The sequence below is a fragment of the Burkholderia sp. SJZ089 genome (genome assembly GCF_007828315.1).
GTDB classification, from domain to species: Bacteria; Pseudomonadota; Gammaproteobacteria; order Burkholderiales; family Burkholderiaceae; genus Burkholderia; species Burkholderia gladioli.
On sequence record NZ_VIUM01000001.1, the window covers coordinates 760,798 to 778,176 of the forward strand.

A 17,379-nucleotide genomic window follows, 5' to 3' on the forward strand; every position below is an offset into this window, starting at 1 on the left:
CGCGGGGGCCCGGTCGGAATGTCGTATTTGTAACAAACCGATGTGAAAACATCAACTTTCCGTGTGCCGTTTTTTCTATCGTTTCTTCCATCCATTCGGCACACGCTCCGTGGAGTTCCAAGACATGTCGCTTTCCAACGCCCAACTCGCCCAAACCATCGATCACACGCTGCTCGCGCCCGACGCCAGCGACGCGCAGATCCGCGAACTCTGCCGCCAGGCGGCCGAGCATCGCTTCTACTCGGTCTGCGTGAATTCGGCGAACGTGCCGCTGGCCGCGCGCGAGCTGGCCGGCAGCCCGGTGCTGGTCTGCTCGGTGGTCGGTTTCCCGCTCGGCGCGGGCCTGTCCGCGGCCAAGGCCTTCGAGGCCTCGTCCGCGATCGCGGCCGGTGCCGGCGAGATCGACATGGTGGTCAATCTCGGCGCGCTCAAGAGCGGCCGCCTCGACGACGTGAAGGCCGATATCGCGGCCGTGCAGCAGGCCTGCGCCGCGGTGCCGCTGAAGGTGATCCTGGAGACGGGCCTGCTCGACGAGGCGCAGAAGGTGGCCGTCTGCGAGATCTGCCGCGAGCTCGGCGTGGCCTTCGTGAAGACCTCGACCGGCTTCGGCCACGGCGGCGCGACGCTCGACGACGTCCGGCTGATGCGCCGCGTGGTGGGCCCGGAGATGGGGGTGAAGGCCTCGGGCGGCGTGCGCGATCGCGCCGCCGCGCTGGCCATGATCGAGGCCGGCGCCACGCGCCTGGGCACCAGCTCGGGGGTGGCGATCGTCAGCGGCGGGGAGAACCAGGGGAGCGGGTACTGAGAAGCGGAATGTGACAGGCGCCACCTGGAGCCCGCTGAAGCTGATGATCGACCGGCTGGTCTGCGCCGACGGCGGCAATCCCGATCCGAGCTCGACGCCCGGCAAGCAGGTCGAAGCGGCCAAGCGGCTCGAGCTGGCCGGCTGGGATTATCCGAAGCACCTGGCCGGGCACGCCTATGGCGTGATCGTGCACGGCGACGTGGCCGGCATCGAGCCCTCGCGGCGCGCGCTGAGCGACTGGCTGGCCTGGACCGGCCTGGTCGAATCGGGCGCGAAATCGCGCCTGGATCGCTACATCGGCTATTACGAGCCCTATGCCACCAGCCACGCGGCGCTCGATCGCGACGAGGCGCTGCGGCAGGAAACCGCGAACGTCGCCGAGGCGGTGGCGGTCAACGTGGCGCGGCTGCGCCAGGGTCATGCGCCGCCCGACGCCGCGTGCCAAGTAGCGCGGCGCAGGCCGATCCGCTTCATCGGCCCGCTCCGCCCATCCGCTCCGCCCATCCGCTCCGCCCATCCGTTTCGCCAATCCTTTGTAGCGAGTGCTCGTTCACCACTTCCGCGCCGCGCCGGCCGTCACGACGGGCCGCGGCGCACGCGCGGCGCGCGGCGGCACGCCGCCTGCTGCCTCGTGACAGGCAAACCCGGCCACGGCAACCGCCGTGCGCCCCAATCCAGTCACCCGGAGCCACCATGAAAGCACTTGTCTACGAAGGACCGAGGAACGTCAAGGTCAGGAACATGCCGGACGCGAGGATCGAGAAACCGACCGACGTGCTGGTGAAGATCACCACCACCAATATCTGCGGATCGGACCTGCACATGTACGAGGGCCGCACCGACATGGAAGCCGGCCGCATCCTCGGCCACGAGAACCTCGGCGTGGTGATCGAGGTCGGCCAGGGCGTGGAGCGCGTCAAGGTGGGCGACCGCGTCTGCCTGCCCTTCAACGTCGGCTGCGGCTTCTGCAAGAACTGCGAGCGCGGCCTGACCGGCTTCTGCCTGACCGCCAACCCCGGCATGGCCGGCGCGGCCTATGGCTTCGCCGGCATGGGCCCCTACAGCGGCGGCCAGGCCGAGCTGCTGCGCGTGCCCTTCGGCGACTTCAACTGCCTGCTGCTGCCGCCCGACGCCGAGGAAAAGGAGAACGACTACGTGATGCTGTCGGACATCTTCCCCACCGGCTATCACGCCACCATGCTGGCCGGCGTCGAACCCGGCGACAGCGTGGTGATCTACGGCGCCGGCCCGGTCGGCCTGATGGCGGCGATGTCGGCGCGCCTGCGCGGCGCCGCCAAGGTGATGGTGGTCGACACCCACGCCGACCGGCTCGCGCTGGCCGAGCGGCTCGATGCGATCCCGATCGACGACAGCGACGGCGGCGCGATCGATCGCGTGCTGGAGCTGACCGGCGGCGAAGGCGCCGATCGCGGCTGCGAATGCGTCGGCTACCAGTGCAGTTGCCATGGCCGCGAGGTGCCGCATGCCACGCTCAATGCGCTGGTCAAGGCGGTGCGGCCGACCGGCGGGATCGGCGTGGTGGGCGTGTTCGTGGCCGAGGATCCGGGCTCGCCGGACAAGCTGGCCCGGCAGGGCAAGCTGGCCTTCGACTTCGGCCCGTTCTGGATGAAGGGCCAGCGCATCGCCACCGGTCAGGCCAACGTCAAGGCCTACAACCGCAAGCTGCGCGACCTGATCCAGGCCGGCCGCGTGCAGCCCTCGCGGATCATCTCGCACGAGCTGCCGCTGGAGCAGGCGCCGGAAGGCTACCGGAAGTTCGATGCGCGCGAGGACGGCTGGACCAAGGTGGTGCTCAAGCCGGCTGCCTAGGCGGCGACGAGCGCGGCATCGATGGCGGCGTGCCGCGCCTCGTCGCGAAACAGGCGGCGAGCGGCTCGCCGCCGCGCTTCAACGACGCCGCACGGCCGCCACGAACAGCCCGAGCGCGACCACCAGCAGCGCGATGCAGCCGATCCGCTCGACCAGCGCCATCGCGTTCGACACGCCCGCGCCGGACGCGCCGGCGAAGATGCCGAAGCCGCGCACGCCGGCGATGACCGCCACCAGCAGACAGACCGCCGCGTAGCGCAGCATGGCCAGCGGCCGGCCCCGGCTCGATGCCGGCGCCGCCGGCTCGGTGGGGTGCTCAGGCATGGCGCGCGCCGTGCGGGCCACGATCCGCCGCCCGCCCCGACAGGGTCCGCCGGACCGCGTTGACCGGCAGCGGCGGCACGCGTTCGGGATCGCGCAGCGGTTCGGGAGGCGTCTCGGGCAGGTCGTCCTGCTCCGGCAGGTCCTCGACATCGGGATCGGGCATCGGCGGGATCTGGGTCGGGGACATGCGGAAGGTCCGGCCGGAATGGATTCGGTTCATCGTCGCTCCTGTGGGCGGTGGGTGAAGCCAGGAAGCGCGCAAGACATGTACCGCGGATAGTGCGCTGCGCGCCGGCACCGATGGCGCTCGATTGCGCCGGCAATGCAATGCCGGCCGACAGGATCGACCGCGTCGACGGCGATCCGCGCGATCGCATCGCTCGCCGGCGCGATTCCGCGCTTGGTCACCGCATCGAAGCGGACCTCGTCGCTCCGGCCTGACGCATCGAGACACTCGTCATGGCGCACCGCTGGAGCGCGCCTCGATTCGCCGCGCTCACGGTCAATTGCCGTTGGCCGGACGATTGCCGCTGCCGGCGCCCGACATGCCGCTGCCCGCGCCGCCGGGCGCCATCGGGTGCATGCCCGGGTCGGCGCGGCTGCGCATCGCCGCGCCGCTGTCCTGGCCCTGCGTGCCCGAGGCCGGGTAATGCGGATCCTCGCCGCGCGCGCCGGGCGGGGTGCGCGTCGGCGCCTGGGTGGTACTGGTCGGCGCGGGCCGCGCGGTGGTCTGTGCCTGGGCGCCGGCGGACATGCCGGCCAGCACCAGCAGCGAAGCGGCCGTGGCCGAGCGAAGCAAGGGTCGGGAGATGCGATGCATGGAAGGATCTCTTTCGGATTGAGGAAATCCAGGGCACGCAATGGGTGTTCCGGAGATGCAACAGATCGGCGACAAGCCGACGAGGCATCCCGGCTGCGCGACGATGGCCAGCGGCAGGGCCCAGATCCATCGCCGCGCGAGGAACCAGGGCGCGGTGCGGCAGGCGGTTTTGACAAGTCTTGCAGAAAGTACCGCGTCATCCGACTCGCCGACGCACCTCGATGCCCCCATCAGTCGCGCCCGCGCTCCCGCTTGCCCGGCGCGGGCGTCGAACCGGATTCGTCCGAGTGGGTGACGGTGCGGCGCTCGGGCGTCAACACCACCGAGGCGCCGCCGATAGGTTCGACCGCGAGCCGGTTGTCCACGCTCGCCACCGCGGGGCATTGCGCGGCGGCACGGCCGATCGCCTCGCGCAGCGCGTCGGTCGGCACCTTGCCTTCCAGCGTGACGTGCGCCTGGCGCACGGCGATCGAGACGCGGCCCGCGCCGGCATCCAGAACCGGGGCAATCGCCTCGCGCACGGCGCGGTCGATCCCGGCATCGTCGTCGCGGCCCTCGCGCGGCACCGCCGGATTGTGCGGATCGTCGCGCGGCGCGCCGGGCTCGTCGTCCGCGCCGGAGGCGGCCGTCATCAGGCTTGGTCCCGCCCCGCCTGCGGCGGGCCCCTCGGTAATCGGCAGCGCGCCGAGGCGGCGCCAGTCCAAGCCCGCATGATGCGCGGCGAAATGAAGTCGGAATGTCATGGTGGCCTCCACGAAACAGGGTGGTCGGGGGTGGTCGGCGATATGCGCGGCAGGCTCGCAAGCGCGGGCCCGCCGCGCGATCCACGCCGCCAACACGCAATCAATACGCAAGCATCGTGCCGCCCTTGCCCGGGCACATCGATTGCGCGAGAGCGGGATTGCAGCCGATCCTCCGGAGTTCCGATGAATGTGCCCCAGTTACGCATCCCGCCCTTGCCATTCGACCCGATGTTCGAGCGGATCCCCGACGACGAGGCCGACACCACCCGGCAACTGCTCGCCGCCCTCGAGGACATCCAGACCACCACCTCGCGCGACTACGCGCATGCGGTGCGCAGCGTGCATGCCAAGAGCCACGGCCTGCTGGAAGGCGAACTGACGGTGGACGGCGAGCTTCCGCCGGCGCTGGCGCACGGCGTGTTCGCGCGTCGCGGCAGCCATCCCGTGACGCTGCGCCTGTCGACCAACCCCGGCGACGTGCTGGACGACGCGGTATCGACGCCGCGCGGCCTGGCGCTGAAGATCGCCGAGGTCGACGGCGAGCGCCTGCCGGGCAGCGAGGCACATACCACGCAGGACTTCGTGATGGTCAACGCCCCGGCATTCGCGGCGGCGACACCGAAGGCCTTCGTGCGCAGCCTGGCGATGCTGTCGAAGACCACCGATCGCGCGCCCGGCGGCAAGAAGGCGCTGTCGGCCGTGATGCGCGGCGCCGAACGCGCGTTCGAGGCGCTCGGCGGCGAAAGCGCGACGCTGAGGAATCTCGGCGGCCATCCGGCCACGCACATCCTCGGCGAGCGCTTCTACACCTGCGCGCCCTGCCTGCACGGGCCGTATTTCGCCAAGCTCGCCGTGGTGCCGGTGTCGCCGGAACTGCTGGCCTTGCGGGACGCGCCGATCGACCTGAAAGGCCGGCCGAACGCCTTGCGCGAGGAGATCGAGGCCTTCTTCGCCGTGCACGGCGGCGAATGGGAGCTGCGCGTGCAGTTGGCCACCGACATCGAGAAGATGCCGATCGAGGACGCCTCGGTGGTCTGGCCCGAGGACCTGAGCCCGTATCTGCGCGTCGCGACGCTCCGCGTGGCGCCGCAACCGGCCTGGAGCGGAGCGCGCTCGGCGGCGATCGACGACGGCATGGTGTTCAGCCCCTGGCACGGGCTGGCCGCGCATCGTCCGCTGGGCGGCGTGATGCGCGTGCGCCGCAGCCTCTACGAAGCGTCCGCCGCGTATCGCAGCCGCTTCAACGGCTGCCCGGTACACGCTTGATACGCGCGGCGCCAGCCACGTCGCCGCCCCGGCTTCGGGCGAGGCAAGGCGCGCAGCATGGCACCGCATCGATGCGGCTCGTCATATGCGCACGACGAGGCATGGTCGTTGCGTCGACAACGAACCACGTGCCGGCGAACGCCCCGGCACCCGACTTTCATCTGCCAGGAGGAACCGATCCATGACCGATCACACCGACCAGACCACCATGCGCGACCCGCTCACCCAGTACCCGCGTCCCGACTTCGAGAAGCAGCCGCAACCGGCGCCGGGCCTGGCCCGCGAGATGCGCCCGAAGCCCGACCACGGCGAGCAGAGCTATCGCGGCTCGGGCCGCCTGAAGGGCCGCCGCGCCCTGATCACCGGCGCCGACAGCGGCATCGGCCGGGCCGTGGCGATCGCCTTCGCGCGCGAGGGCGCGGACCTCGCCCTGAACTACCTGCCCAGCGAGGAAGCCGACGCGCGCGAGGTGGTGGAGCTGGTCGAGGCGGCCGGCCACAAGGCCATCGCGCTGCCCGGCGACATCGGCGACGAGGCCTTCTGCCAGCGGCTGGTCGACGAGGCCGTGGCCAACCTCGGCGGGCTCGACATCCTCGTCAACGTGGCCGGCAAGCAGGTCTACGTCGAGAAGATCGCAGACCTGCCCACCGAGCAGCTCGAGGCCACCTTCCGCACCAACGTGTTCGCGATGTTCTGGCTCTGCAAGGCGGCCCTGCCACACCTGCCGCCGGGCGCGACCATCATCAACACCACCTCGATCCAGAGCTACCAGCCCAGCCCCGGCCTGCTCGACTACGCGTCCACCAAGGCCGCCATCACCGCCTTCACGCACGCCTTCGCCAAGCAGGTGATCGACCAGGGCGTGCGCGTCAACGCGGTGGCGCCGGGGCCGATCTGGACCCCGCTGCAGCCCAGCGGCGGCCAGCCCCAGGAAAAGGTCGAGGTGTTCGGCTCGGAAGCGCCCATCAAGCGCCCGGGGCAGCCGGCCGAACTCGCGCCCGTCTACGTGCTGCTGGCCTCGCAGGAATCGAGCTACGTGACCGGCGAGGTGTATGGCGTGACCGGCGGCAATCATCTGCCCTGAGCGGCGGCGCGGGGAGAAACGACAAGGCGGGCAATTTCCGCCGCGTTCCGGAATCGACGCGCCGGGAGCCGGCATCGCGCTTGCTCGCCATATCGATCACCGCATGAACAGGGAGGAACCATGACGCCAAGCCCGCAAACCCAGCCACGCAACGAGCCGCCGCGGCAACCGGCGCCGCGCCGCCCGGCCGTCGCGCGTGCTCCGGCGCAAGCCGCCCGGCGCGATCGCGTGCCGGACCTCGCCGAACTCGATGCGCTGCTGGCCGGCATGCCGGCCCCGCTCGACGACGCCGCGCTCGCCTCGGCGGCGCATCGCCTGGCCGCCGCCTGGCCGTCGCTGCCGCGGCCCGGCGCGGGCGACACGCTGGCGCGCTGGCGCTTCCTGGCCAGCGTCGCCGCCCACGACCTGCCGCTGGTCAAGCTCTACGAGGCCCATGCCGATGCTGAGGCGATCCTGGCCGAGCTGGATGCGCTGCCGGCCCGGAATGAGCCCGAACCCGAGCCCGGGCTGCTGGCCGTGTGGGCGGCGCGCATGCCGGGCCAGGAACTACGCGTCACGCATCGCGAGGGGGAAGGCACGGCGGTGCGCCTCGCCGGCACCAAGGCCTGGTGCTCGGGCGCGGCCTGCGTCGACACCGCCCTGCTCACCTGCCTCGACGAAGCCGGCCACGACCGCCTCGCCGTCGTGCCGATGCGGCAACCCGGCGTGACGGTCAGCACGCGCGGCTGGGAGGCGCTGGGCATGCGCGCCACGCAGAGCGTCGAGGTCGATTTCGCCGACGCGACCGCCTGGCTGGTCGGGCCGCCAGGCGGCTACCTGCGGCGCCCCGGCTTCTGGCACGGCGGCGCCGGCATCGCCGCCTGCTGGTACGGCGCGGCCGTCGCGCTGGCCACGCGCCTTCGCGAGGCGGCGGCGCGGCGCGAGGATCCGCATCTGCAGGCCCATCTCGGCGCCGCCGACGTGGCGCTGAGCGCCGCGCGCGCCCTGCTGCGCGAGGCGGCGCAAACGATCGACGCGAACCCGCGCGCCGATGCGACGGCGCTCGCGCTGCGCACGCGCGGCGCCGTCGAGCACGCCGCCGAGGCGGTGCTGCGCGCCGCGCTGCGTGGACTCGGCGCGGGCCCCCTGTGCCGCGACCGCTGGTTCGCGCGGATGGCGGCCGACCTGCCCGTGTTCATGCGCCAGAGCCATGCCGAGCGCGACCTGGCCGCGCTTGGCGCGGCGCTGGCCCAGGCGCGGGAGGACTGGCGTCTATGAGGGCGCAACGTAGCGAAGCCATCGCGGCCGTGCACGAGCGCCGCGCGCGGCAAGCCGAATTCGACGCGAAGTTCGCCGCGCAGGACGATCCCTGGCGCTATCGCAGCAGTTGGTACGAGGCGCGCAAGCGGGCCCTGCTGCTGGCCGCGTTGCCGCGCCAACGCTATCGCCGCGCCTTCGAGCCCGGCTGCGCCAACGGCGAGCTGTCGGCCGAGCTCGCGCCGCGCTGCGAGACGCTGCTGTCGGCCGATTTCGCGCCGTGCGCGGTGGCGCTCGCGCGGCGCCGGCTCGCGCCCTTCGCGCAGGCCCGCGTGGAGACGCGCGCGATGCCGGACGACTGGCCCGAGGCGCGCTTCGACCTGATCGTGATCAGCGAATTCGGCTACTACCTCGACGAGCCGGCTTGCGCGGCGCTGGCGCGCCTGGCCTGCGCCTCGCTGGAGCACGACGGCACGCTGGCGTGCTGCCACTGGCGGCATGGCGCCGAGGACATGCGCATCGGCGGCGGCGCGGTGCACGCGCGCTTCGCGCAGGCCGCGCGTCGTGCCGCGCTGGAGGTGGTGACGCATGTCGACGATGCCGATTTCCTGCTCGACGTGTGGAGCGCGGAGCCGGCCAGCCTGGCGCGGCGCGAGCAGCGCCGGGGCGATGCCGCGGATCGCTAGGGCCGCGCGCCGGCGGGCTGCCGCGACGACCGCGGCGTGCTTCGCCTCGCGGCGAACCAATGCGCGGCCGCGAGAACCCGGCAACGCGCGCCTCGAGGCGGGATCCTCTTCAAGTCGTGCAGCGCGTCGCGCCGCGCCATTCCATGCGCCAGTAGCGCTCGGGCCGCTCGAGATCGGCCAGCGGCGTCCCGCCGAACGCGCGCAACTGGCTCGCATAGGCCGCCACCGCGCGCCGCTTGATGCCGCGCGCGCGCCTCGCCTCGCGATCGGGGCACCAATCGACGCCGAGCGGCGTGATCTCCAGGCCGGCGCGCTCCAGCTCGGCCAGGCGCCGCCGCGTTTCGTCGGGCGCGGCGCGATGGATCGCCTCCTCGTAGACCAGGCAAGCGCCGACCCGACCCGCGCGCAGCAACGCGAGCCAGGCCGCCGCGACGCGCCGATGATCGGGATGGCGCAGGCCGAGCGGCAGCAGTGGCGCGGCGCCGGCATGCCGCGCCAGTTGCCCGGCCAGCGCCTCGGCCAGGGCCGGCACCTCGGGCGAGGCGCCGTATTGCGCGTCGAGGAAATCCAGGCACACGCCGCGTGCCGCGCACCAGGCCAGCGCGCGCTCGTCCTCGCGGCGCCGCTCGTCCATCGCGGCGGTGGAATCGGCGAAACCCGCCGCCCGGTCCCAGGGCTGCCGCTGCGGCACCGCGGGCGTGCCCGCGAACACGGTGCAGACCACCGCGCCGGGCCGCGCCGCCAGCAAGGCGGCGCAGCCGAACACGGCGTCGTCCAGGTGCGGCGAGACCACGAACAGCGGCGCGCGCTCGTCGCGCGTCGTGTCGGGCAGCACGGCGGCTTCGCCGCTCGCCTGGCCTCGCCGACACGCCTGGACGGGCGATGGGGCGCCACGCTGGTCGCTGGCCTCCTGGATCGGCCGCCTCATCGCAGCTGCGGCGCGGCATCGCCAGAATCGGCCACGGCCGGCGCGAGCGGCAGGCCCGACGCGACGGCCGCGCCGTCGACCCGCGCCCAGGCTTCCAGCGTGTCGCCGAAACCGCCGCGTGCTCGCGAGTCGGCCCGCGCGCTGGTGCTCACGCGCGGCGCGGCGCTCCAGGCGATGGTGGCGCCGGTCGCCGCCAGCAGGTCGACCAGCATCACGTCCTCGTCGCAGGCCAACGGCGGAAAACCGCCGGCGCGCCGATATGCCTGCGCGCTCACGCCGAGGTTCGCGCCATGCACGTGACGATGTCCGTCCACATCGCGATAGGTCCGGCGCCAATGCTCGCGCACGCAGGCGGGATGGCCGCGCCAGTCGTCCACGGCCACCGTGCCGCATACGGCGTCGGCGCCGAGCGAGAGTTGCACGGCCAGCCAGTCGGGCGCGACGCGGCTGTCCGCGTCGGTGAAGGCCAGCCAGCGCGCGCCGAGCCGCAGCAGATGCGCGGCGCCGGTGGCGCGCGCCACGCCCACCTTGCGCGCCTCCACGCCCAGCACCTCGACCGGGTACCGCGCCGCGATCCGCGCCGAGGCGTCGCTGCAACTGTCGAGCACCACCACGATGCGCACCACCTCCTCCGCCAGCGCGGGATGCCGCGCCGCCGCGACGGCGGCCGCCAGGCAGCGCGCGAGCCGCCTTGCCTCGTTGTGCGCGGGTATCACGATACCGATCATGCTTGCTCCTGGGTCCGGACCATCGATCGACACGAAATCGCAATTTCGATGCCCAGCCGCCGCCTCGCGCGGATCGCCTGCCCGAGGCGGGCCCGGGATCGTGGCAGGCGCAACTTTCTGCACGGCACGGCGGTCGATTGAAGAAATCGCGGGCGAGGCGCACGCAGCATCCTGTCGGGCCCGTCATCCCATTTCGGACCCCGCAGCAATCATTCGCGGCCATCGATCCCGCCACCGCGGGGCCCTCGGCCGCCCTTCAGGGAGGAACGCCGATGCTTCATGAAACCCTCTGGTATCTGCTGGTCGGCGGGGTGCTGATCGCGGTCGGCGTGCTGAGTTCGGCCCTGCATCGGCTGCCCTGCAGCACCGCGATGATCTATCTCGCGGTGGGCGCCGCGCTCGGGCCGGCCGGGCTCGGCATGATGGATCTCGATCTCGGGCGCGACGCGAAGCTGCTCAGGCAGATCACCGAGGTGGCCCTGCTGGTGTCGCTGTTCGCGATCGGCCTGCGCCTGCGGGTGGCCGCGCTGGACCGGCTCTGGCTGCTGCCGGTGCGGCTCGGGTTCGTCGCGATGATCGTCACGGTGCCGCTGCTGGCCGCCGTGGCCATGCCGCTGCTGGGCCTGGCCTGGGGCCCGGCGCTGTTGCTCGCGGCGATGCTCGCCCCCACCGACCCGGTGCTCGCCCACGACGTGCAGGTGCGCAACCCCGGCGACGTGGACCTGGTGCGCTTCGCGTTGTCCGGCGAGGGCGGCCTCAACGACGGCATCTCGCTGCCCTTCGTGCTGGCCGGACTCGCGCTGTGCGGCCATGCCGAGCTGATCGGCGGCGCATCGCCCGCTTCGCTGCACTACGCGCTGGAGGTGGCCTGGGGCATCGGCGGCGCGCTGGCGATCGGCGCCGCGCTCGGCTGGCTCACCCTGCGCGGCGTCACCTGGTTGCGCACGCATCATTCGCAGGCGCTCGGCCTGGAAGGCTTCTTCGCGCTCGGGCTGATCGTGGTGGCCTTCGGCCTGGCCCAGCTCGCGCACGGCTTCGGCTTCCTGTCGGCCTTCGCCGCCGGCGTCGCGATGCGCCGCGTCGAGCATCGCGCCAGCGGCCCGAGCGCACCGCGCGAGGTGATCGGCACCATCGACTCCACCGACGTGGGCGCCACCGAGCAGGACCCGCAGCGCGCCCACGCCTACATGGCCGAATCGGTGCTCGGTTTTACCATCGAACTGGAACGGATCGCCGAGGTGGTGGTGATGACGATGATCGGCAGCCTGCTGCCGGGCCTGATGACGGCCCGCGGCTGGTGGCCGATGCTCGCGGTGGCCGCGGCGCTGATGCTGCTGATCCGCCCGCTCGCGGTGGCCGTCTCGCTGGCCGGCTCGCCGACCAGCCCGACCCAGCGACGGCTGGTGGGCTGGTTCGGGATCCGCGGCATCGGTTCGTTCTACTACCTGCTGTTCGCGCTGGAATACGCGCCGGCCGCGGCGCGGCCGCTCGCGCCGGTGGTGCTGGCGATCATCGCGCTGTCGGTGGTCGCGCACGGCATCTCGGCCACGCCGCTGATGAACCGCTATCACCGCCACGCGCGATCGCAAGACTGAGGCGCGCGCGGCGCGCCGGGCCGCGCCCGCTACTGCTGCGGGTAGGGATGCAGTTCCAGCCGCTGCGCGCCGTTGCCAAGCCGCTCGTTGTAGGCCTGGGTGCGAGCCGCCAGCTTCTGGTAGGTGGCCTGGTAACCGGCCTGGTCGGGGCCGCCCGTAAACGGCCACTTGCCGCTCTTGTCGGCATACACCACGTCGAGCGTGTCGTTGTAGTAGCGCACGCAGTCGGGAATTCCCTCGTCGCGGTCGATGCGCCCGCAGGCCTGCACGAAGCGATCGGCACGTTGTGTCTCGTCGGTCGCCCGGCTGCGCTGCGCGCCCGAACTCGCCATGTAGGCCGTATAGGCCAGCACGCCCGCCACCACCACCACGGTGGCGATCGCGAAACCGCTCTTCTTTCCAAGTGTTCCCTGCATGCGCCGGCTCCTTGTCGTGAATGGACATCGCCGACGTTTCGCAACTGCCTTGCCTGCCCCGGCAGCGAAGCGCGGCGGCGGGCGAGGCAGCCCGCCCCGGGGCTGGCTTGGCGGCGGAATCCGGCAGGCGCGTCTCGACTTCCGCCGCCGGACCGTCGATGCGCCAACGCCCCGGCAGCCGTGCAGGAACCGGCGCGGTTTTGAAAAAAATGCTCGCCCGATGCGATTTTCGATCCGGCGCCGCGCCTCGCGCCTTGCCTGCCGGCGCATCGCGCCCCTGGTCTGGAACTTGCAGCCATCCTTCGACTGCCGGCCCGATCCGGCAAGCCATGATCCGCAATCGCTTGCGTCCCTCCACGACAAGACAGCCCATGCCCCACATCCTGGTGGTCGACGACGACGCGGACATCCGCGCGGCCATGGCGGCCTTCGCCGCCTCGCAGGACCTGCCCTGCGATACCGCCGACTCGCTCGGGCAAGCGCGCGAGCGGATCGCCGCGCGCTTGCCGAGCCTGGTGCTCTGCGACCTGATGCTGCCCGACGGCAGCGGCCTGTCGCTGCTCGACGAATTGCCCCGGGAGCGCTGCGAATTCGTGGTCGCCACCGGCAATGCCTCGCTCGACACCGCGATCCGCGCGATCCGCCTCGGCGCCAGCGACTACCTGGTGAAGCCGTTCAACATGGAGCGCGTGCAGCGCCTGCTCTCGCGCGTGGCGCGCCAGGAACAGCGCGCCGACAATCTCGAGGCGTTGGCCGCCGAGCTGCGCCGCTCCTCGCGCTTCGGCCGCATGCTGGGCCGCTCGCCGGCCATGCTTGGCGTCTACGATGCGATCGCGCGCGTGGCCGGCACCTCCGCCTCGGTGCTGCTGACTGGAGAATCGGGTACCGGCAAGGAGCTCGCCGCGCAGACCGTGCACGACCTGAGCCCGCGCCACGACCAGCCCTTCGTGGCGATCAACTGCGGCGCGCTGCCGGCCAACCTGATCGAGAGCGAGATGTTCGGCCACGAGCGCGGCAGCTTCACCGGCGCCGAGCGCGATCATCGCGGCTTCTTCGAGCGCGCCGACGGCGGCACCCTGTTCCTCGACGAGATCACCGAGATGCCGATCGAGCTGCAGGTGCGCCTGCTGCGCGTGCTGGAGACGCGCCGCGTGATGCGCCTGGGCGGCGCGCGCGAGGTGGAGGTGGACGTGCGTATCGTGGCGGCCACCAATCGCGATCCGCTCGCCTCGATCGACGAGGGCACGCTGCGCGCCGACCTCTATCACCGCCTCAACGTGTTCCCGATCGCGCTGCCGCCGCTGCGCGAGCGCGAGGACGACGTGGTGCTGCTGGCCGAGGACTTCCTGGCGGCGCTCAACCAGCAGGCGGGCCGCGCCTTGCGATTCTCGGAGGCGGCCAGGCGCGAGATGCGCCAGCGCAACTGGCGCGGCAATGTGCGAGAGCTGCGCAACCTGGTGCAGCGCGCGGCGATCTTCTGCGAGGGCGAGCTGATCGACACGCTGCCCCTGCCGATCATCGACGAGCTGACGCAGGCCGCGCAGGTGCCGGGCGAATCGGTCTCGGTGCCGCTGGCCGTGCCGCTCGACGAGATGGATCGCCGCCTGGTGGCGGCCACCCTGGCGCATTGCGCGGGCGTCAAGGCCCATGCCGCGGAGATGCTCGGCATCAGCCTCAAGACGCTCTATAGCCGGCTCGCCGCCGATCCGGCCGAGGGCGGCTAGGCGCCGGGCGCAGCGCCGCCAGCGGCACCCTCGCCGCGGACGCGGTTCGCGACGCGCCATCCTTCGGCGCGGCGCCCGCCACAACGGCGCCGGGCTCGCGCGCCGCCCGCCGCGAGCGAGCCCGAGATCCGCGCCAGCGCGTGGATCATGCAGCGGTGGTTGTCGTCGTAGTGGTAGGTCACGCGCGCCGCCGGCAGGCCGAGGCGTCGCGCTCGTCTCCCAGGCTCACGCGGCGCTCGGCCAGCGGCAGCGTCGCCCCACGGGCCGCGCCCGACAGCTCGCCGCGGGATCGCCTGGCCGGTTTCCTGCGTGACGGCAAGGGGCAACCAGCAAGCGGTGCCCCGCGCGAAGACGGCGAGCCATAAACCGCGCGAGCCCGCAGCCCGCCAGACCAGGGCGGTCAAGCTCGAACGCGGTGGAGCCGTGCGTGGACCGTTCCGACGGCCACGCGCGACACAAACCGCTCAGTGGCAGCTTCGGGCGCGCTGATTCTGCAGCATCGCCACTTCGACGCTATCGCGCGAGATCTCGACCAGGTGGTCGAGCGCCTCCTCCAGGCTCAGACCGGCCTTCAGGTATGGCTTGATGCCGATCGTCACCGGCAGGCGGGGTACGCCGCCATCGGTGTCGGTGACGTGGATGCGGGCAACCGACCGCTCGGGATGCAGTTCAACGAGCACGCGGGTAGTGCCGACGACGAGGCTTCGGGAGAGTGGATTCATGATGGCCGAACGCAAAATAAGGCGCACGTCCCGGGCTTTGCGGCTTCGTCCTTTTCTACCGGCGGCTCGGGGACACGCGCATATTCACGAAGATTCACGCAGCTTAATAAACGGAAGAAAACCCTGCAATAGCAGTTTTCAATTTCCAAAAATCTCGCGATTGAATCCGTCTGCGCGTGCTCGGACCTCACGCGAAGTCCGGCGCACGGGGCCGCGAGCCGGCTCGCCGACGCCGCAACTGGCGCGCGATCGAGCAGATGGTTGCATGGCCGGTGGATCGGGCGGGTCGAGAAACGAGCGCCTCTTGTCGATCAGATGGGCACGTCGGCCCCCGTCTGCGTGGCGCTCCAGCATGATCAAGCGGCGCCCGGCGACGGGCGCGACCGGGCGGCCGCGCCACCTAGCGTGCCGCCTGCGCGGCCCGCCGAACTCACCGCCTCATCCGGCGCTGACCTCGATGCGTCGCGGCTTCGCTTCCTCGCGGCGTGGAATGCTCAGCTTCAGCACGCCGTCGCGCAATTGCGCGTCGATGCGCGCCACGTCGAAATCGGGGCTCAGCGTGAAGGCGCGCCAGAAACGCGGATGACGGACCTCGCCATGCTGCAGGCGCAGCCCGCTCGGCGTTGGAATCACCGCCTCGGCCTCGATGTTCAGGCTGCCGTCCGCCACGCGCACGTCGAGCTTGTCGCGCGGCACGCCGGGCAGGTCGGCATACAGCGTGATGCCGTGGCTGTCCTCGATGATGTCGACGGCCGGCGAAATGCGCTCGGTCGGCTTCGCGCCGCCGGCCGCGTCCTCGCGCTGCGCCAGGTCGGTACGCTTCGGTTGGGTGGTCAGTTCGCTGTTCTCGGTCATGATGGGCTCCATTGTCTCTGATCGTCGTGAAAGCTCATTGAATCGACACCGAGCGCGGCCGGGATGCCTCGGCACGCCCGACGCTGATCATCAGGCAGCCGTTCACGTAGCGCGCGCCGACGCGGTCGGGATCGGCATGCTGGGGCAGTTCGATCACGCGCCGGAACGCGCCCATGAAGCGCTCGCGCGCATAGACGCGCGCACCGGCTTCACGCTCGGGCGCCTTGCGCTCGCCGCTGATGGTCAGCAGCCGCTTGTCGATCGAGACGTCGATCGTGGCCGGATCGAGGCCCGGCACGAACGCGACGATCTCGACGCTGTCGTCGGTGTCGCCGATGTTGAGGGGAGGAAAACTCTCGCTGCGCGAGGCGCGCAGGCTGGCGGGGAAACCCGCCAGGCGGCTCATCTGCCGGTGCAGGCGGTCGAACTCGCCCAGCAGGTCGGTACTGAAGAAAAGATCGCTCATGATCGGCTCCTTGAAAAATCGGGGCGTCACACGAACGAGGAATTGGACCACGCGCTCCAGTTCGCTCGTCCGTGGGGCAACCCCATCAACAAACAAATCGAAACACGCAGCGCGAATCGCGACTGCCTGAGCGATGCATAACATAGCGCAGGGAAGGAAAATTTCAAGAGCCGGTCAAGCAGAAATATTTTGTTACATAGTGGCTTTCGGCGCCCTCTTGAAGGGCCCGCGCCCCACCTCTATTTCGAGTACCGCCGGACCATGGCACGGGCCGCGCGACCGTCGCGCCAGCCATGGCCGGGCGCTGGACCCGCGACAGCTCCAGGTGGCCGACGCGGGCGGATCACACCGCTGCTGGACACGCATCATGAAACTGAGCCTCACGATCGATTCGAATCCGCTCGATATCGAGCTCGACGAAGTGGTCGCCGGCCTGCTGGGCGTTCGCCTCGGTTTGCCGCCGGCGCCCGTGGCCGCCCTGCAGGCGCCGATCACCCGACATCTGAACGACACCGCCGGCCCCTGGACGCTCGATGCCGAGCACATGCGAGCCCGCATCCTGCGCAAGGTGATACTCGACATCGCGGACCCGGCGCTGCTGCTGCGCTATCTGTCGGATTAGCGGCAGCCCGTTCGCCGCGCGGCTGGCCCCATGGGTTGACGGGCCGTGCCCCGCTTCGACAAGGCACTTGCCGGCAAGGCCCGGCGAATGCTTCGCATTGCTCATCAGATTCCAAGCCCGAACGCTCAAATCAAATACAGGAGGCTAAAGTGAGTCGTCTCGTCGTGGTATCGAACCGGACATCCGATCCGGACAGTTCGGCCCCGGGAGGCCTGGCCGTCGCGCTCAACGACAGCCTGCAGCAGCGCGGCGGCATCTGGTTCGGCTGGAGCGGCAAGCTCGCCGAGGCCGACAACGATCCCGGCCGCCAGGAGGTGCAGGTTCGCGAATACGGCAACATGGAACTCGCCACCATCGACCTCTCGCAGCGCGACTACGACGCCTACTACCTCGGCTACGCGAACAACGTGCTCTGGCCGGTATTCCACTACCGTCTCGACCTGGCCAACTTCGACGTGCAGTTCAGCGAGGGCTATCGCCGCGTGAACCGCCTGTTCGCGCGCAAGCTGATGCCGCTGCTCAAGCCCGA

Annotated in this window: 22 protein-coding genes and 1 pseudogene; 12 read left to right on the forward strand and 11 right to left on the reverse strand. The window is 71.2% G+C overall.

Going from position 1 to position 17,379, the window contains the following annotated elements; genetic code table 11:
• Window positions 1-124 precede the first annotated feature (124 nt).
• The 3 genes and pseudogenes from deoC to FB600_RS03000 all read left to right on the forward strand — a co-directional run bounded on the left by deoC (window position 125) and on the right by FB600_RS03000 (window position 2,635).
• On the forward strand, window positions 125-805 hold the full coding sequence (gene deoC / locus FB600_RS02990) for a deoxyribose-phosphate aldolase (protein WP_098183150.1): 681 nt from the start codon (window positions 125-127) through the stop codon (window positions 803-805).
• Window positions 806-815: 10 nt separating this feature from the next.
• A pseudogene (locus tag FB600_RS02995) lies at window positions 816-1,265 on the forward strand (NADPH-dependent FMN reductase); the annotation flags it as partial.
• A gap of 233 nt (window positions 1,266-1,498) precedes the next feature.
• A complete protein-coding gene (locus FB600_RS03000) occupies window positions 1,499-2,635 on the forward strand; it encodes a glutathione-independent formaldehyde dehydrogenase (protein ID WP_105820486.1) in 1,137 nt (378 codons plus the stop codon).
• A gap of 78 nt (window positions 2,636-2,713) precedes the next feature.
• On the opposite strand, the gene FB600_RS03005 is transcribed toward FB600_RS03000, so the two are convergent.
• Both FB600_RS03005 and FB600_RS03010 read right to left on the reverse strand, forming a co-directional pair.
• The gene (locus FB600_RS03005; RefSeq protein ID WP_208446664.1) at window positions 2,714-2,959 is read right to left on the reverse strand and encodes a hypothetical protein; all 246 of its coding nucleotides are present in this window, start codon (window positions 2,957-2,959) and stop codon (window positions 2,714-2,716) included.
• Complete coding sequence (locus FB600_RS03010) at window positions 2,952-3,179, reverse strand: hypothetical protein (protein WP_145756219.1); 228 nt, start codon at window positions 3,177-3,179, stop codon at window positions 2,952-2,954. Before FB600_RS03010 ends, FB600_RS03005 begins: the two co-directional genes overlap by 8 nt.
• A gap of 80 nt (window positions 3,180-3,259) precedes the next feature.
• Between FB600_RS03010 and FB600_RS37070 the strand changes: the two genes are divergently transcribed.
• Window positions 3,260-3,400, forward strand: a complete 141-nt coding sequence (locus FB600_RS37070) for a hypothetical protein (protein WP_181164099.1) — start codon at window positions 3,260-3,262, stop codon at window positions 3,398-3,400.
• A gap of 61 nt (window positions 3,401-3,461) precedes the next feature.
• On the opposite strand, the gene FB600_RS03015 is transcribed toward FB600_RS37070, so the two are convergent.
• Entirely contained in the window at window positions 3,462-3,779 is a 318-nt protein-coding gene (locus FB600_RS03015; protein ID WP_145756220.1) for a hypothetical protein, read from the reverse strand.
• A gap of 230 nt (window positions 3,780-4,009) precedes the next feature.
• Entirely contained in the window at window positions 4,010-4,522 is a 513-nt protein-coding gene (locus FB600_RS03020) for a BON domain-containing protein (RefSeq protein WP_145756221.1), read from the reverse strand.
• Between the two features lie 183 nt (window positions 4,523-4,705).
• Between FB600_RS03020 and FB600_RS03025 the strand changes: the two genes are divergently transcribed.
• The 4 genes from FB600_RS03025 to FB600_RS03040 all read left to right on the forward strand — a co-directional run bounded on the left by FB600_RS03025 (window position 4,706) and on the right by FB600_RS03040 (window position 8,794).
• Window positions 4,706-5,788 carry a catalase family protein gene (locus tag FB600_RS03025; RefSeq protein WP_145756222.1) on the forward strand — a complete coding sequence of 361 codons (1,083 nt, stop codon included), beginning with the start codon at window positions 4,706-4,708 and terminating at the stop codon, window positions 5,786-5,788.
• 181 nt (window positions 5,789-5,969) lie between these two features.
• The gene (locus FB600_RS03030) at window positions 5,970-6,872 is read left to right on the forward strand and encodes an SDR family oxidoreductase (RefSeq protein ID WP_036055798.1); all 903 of its coding nucleotides are present in this window, start codon (window positions 5,970-5,972) and stop codon (window positions 6,870-6,872) included.
• Window positions 6,873-6,992: 120 nt separating this feature from the next.
• On the forward strand, window positions 6,993-8,129 hold the full coding sequence (locus tag FB600_RS03035) for an acyl-CoA dehydrogenase family protein (RefSeq protein ID WP_261383322.1): 1,137 nt from the start codon (window positions 6,993-6,995) through the stop codon (window positions 8,127-8,129).
• Window positions 8,126-8,794 carry an SAM-dependent methyltransferase gene (locus tag FB600_RS03040; RefSeq protein ID WP_186467841.1) on the forward strand — a complete coding sequence of 223 codons (669 nt, stop codon included), beginning with the start codon at window positions 8,126-8,128 and terminating at the stop codon, window positions 8,792-8,794. The genes FB600_RS03035 and FB600_RS03040 overlap by 4 nt, the downstream gene beginning before the upstream one ends.
• Window positions 8,795-8,903: 109 nt before the next feature.
• Here the strand turns inward: FB600_RS03040 and FB600_RS03045 are convergent, their stop codons facing one another.
• Window positions 8,904-9,629, reverse strand: coding sequence for a PIG-L deacetylase family protein (locus FB600_RS03045; protein ID WP_244116409.1), 726 nt, complete (start codon window positions 9,627-9,629; stop codon window positions 8,904-8,906).
• Between the two features lie 89 nt (window positions 9,630-9,718).
• A complete protein-coding gene (locus tag FB600_RS03050) occupies window positions 9,719-10,450 on the reverse strand; it encodes a glycosyltransferase (RefSeq protein ID WP_105820493.1) in 732 nt (243 codons plus the stop codon).
• Window positions 10,451-10,722: 272 nt separating this feature from the next.
• Here FB600_RS03050 and FB600_RS03055 point away from each other — a divergent pair, with 272 nt between their 5' ends.
• Window positions 10,723-12,045: a cation:proton antiporter gene (locus FB600_RS03055; RefSeq protein WP_145756224.1), complete on the forward strand. Its 1,323-nt coding sequence runs from the start codon at window positions 10,723-10,725 to the stop codon at window positions 12,043-12,045.
• A 29-nt stretch (window positions 12,046-12,074) separates the two neighbouring features.
• On the opposite strand, the gene FB600_RS03060 is transcribed toward FB600_RS03055, so the two are convergent.
• Window positions 12,075-12,461 (reverse strand): hypothetical protein, encoded by a 387-nt coding sequence (locus tag FB600_RS03060; protein ID WP_105820495.1) that lies wholly within the window; start codon window positions 12,459-12,461, stop codon window positions 12,075-12,077.
• Window positions 12,462-12,832: 371 nt separating this feature from the next.
• Here FB600_RS03060 and FB600_RS03065 point away from each other — a divergent pair, with 371 nt between their 5' ends.
• Window positions 12,833-14,185, forward strand: a complete 1,353-nt coding sequence (locus FB600_RS03065) for a sigma-54-dependent transcriptional regulator (RefSeq protein ID WP_145756225.1) — start codon at window positions 12,833-12,835, stop codon at window positions 14,183-14,185.
• Here FB600_RS03065 and FB600_RS37075 read toward each other — a convergent pair.
• From FB600_RS37075 to FB600_RS03085, 4 genes are all read right to left on the reverse strand, one after another.
• Window positions 14,182-14,367 carry a hypothetical protein gene (locus FB600_RS37075; RefSeq protein ID WP_186467842.1) on the reverse strand — a complete coding sequence of 62 codons (186 nt, stop codon included), beginning with the start codon at window positions 14,365-14,367 and terminating at the stop codon, window positions 14,182-14,184. The genes FB600_RS03065 and FB600_RS37075 overlap by 4 nt on opposite strands.
• A 282-nt stretch (window positions 14,368-14,649) precedes the next feature.
• On the reverse strand, window positions 14,650-14,907 hold the full coding sequence (locus FB600_RS03075) for a hypothetical protein (protein ID WP_124083531.1): 258 nt from the start codon (window positions 14,905-14,907) through the stop codon (window positions 14,650-14,652).
• A gap of 438 nt (window positions 14,908-15,345) precedes the next feature.
• Window positions 15,346-15,762 (reverse strand): Hsp20/alpha crystallin family protein, encoded by a 417-nt coding sequence (locus FB600_RS03080; protein ID WP_105820497.1) that lies wholly within the window; start codon window positions 15,760-15,762, stop codon window positions 15,346-15,348.
• A 34-nt stretch (window positions 15,763-15,796) separates the two neighbouring features.
• Window positions 15,797-16,228 carry an Hsp20/alpha crystallin family protein gene (locus FB600_RS03085; protein ID WP_047839662.1) on the reverse strand — a complete coding sequence of 144 codons (432 nt, stop codon included), beginning with the start codon at window positions 16,226-16,228 and terminating at the stop codon, window positions 15,797-15,799.
• A gap of 367 nt (window positions 16,229-16,595) precedes the next feature.
• Here FB600_RS03085 and FB600_RS03090 point away from each other — a divergent pair, with 367 nt between their 5' ends.
• A complete protein-coding gene (locus tag FB600_RS03090) occupies window positions 16,596-16,850 on the forward strand; it encodes a hypothetical protein (protein ID WP_013690806.1) in 255 nt (84 codons plus the stop codon).
• A gap of 149 nt (window positions 16,851-16,999) precedes the next feature.
• Window positions 17,000-17,379, forward strand: a 380-nt coding sequence (locus FB600_RS03095; RefSeq protein WP_186467843.1) for a trehalose-6-phosphate synthase, incomplete at its 3' end; no start/stop codon positions are given.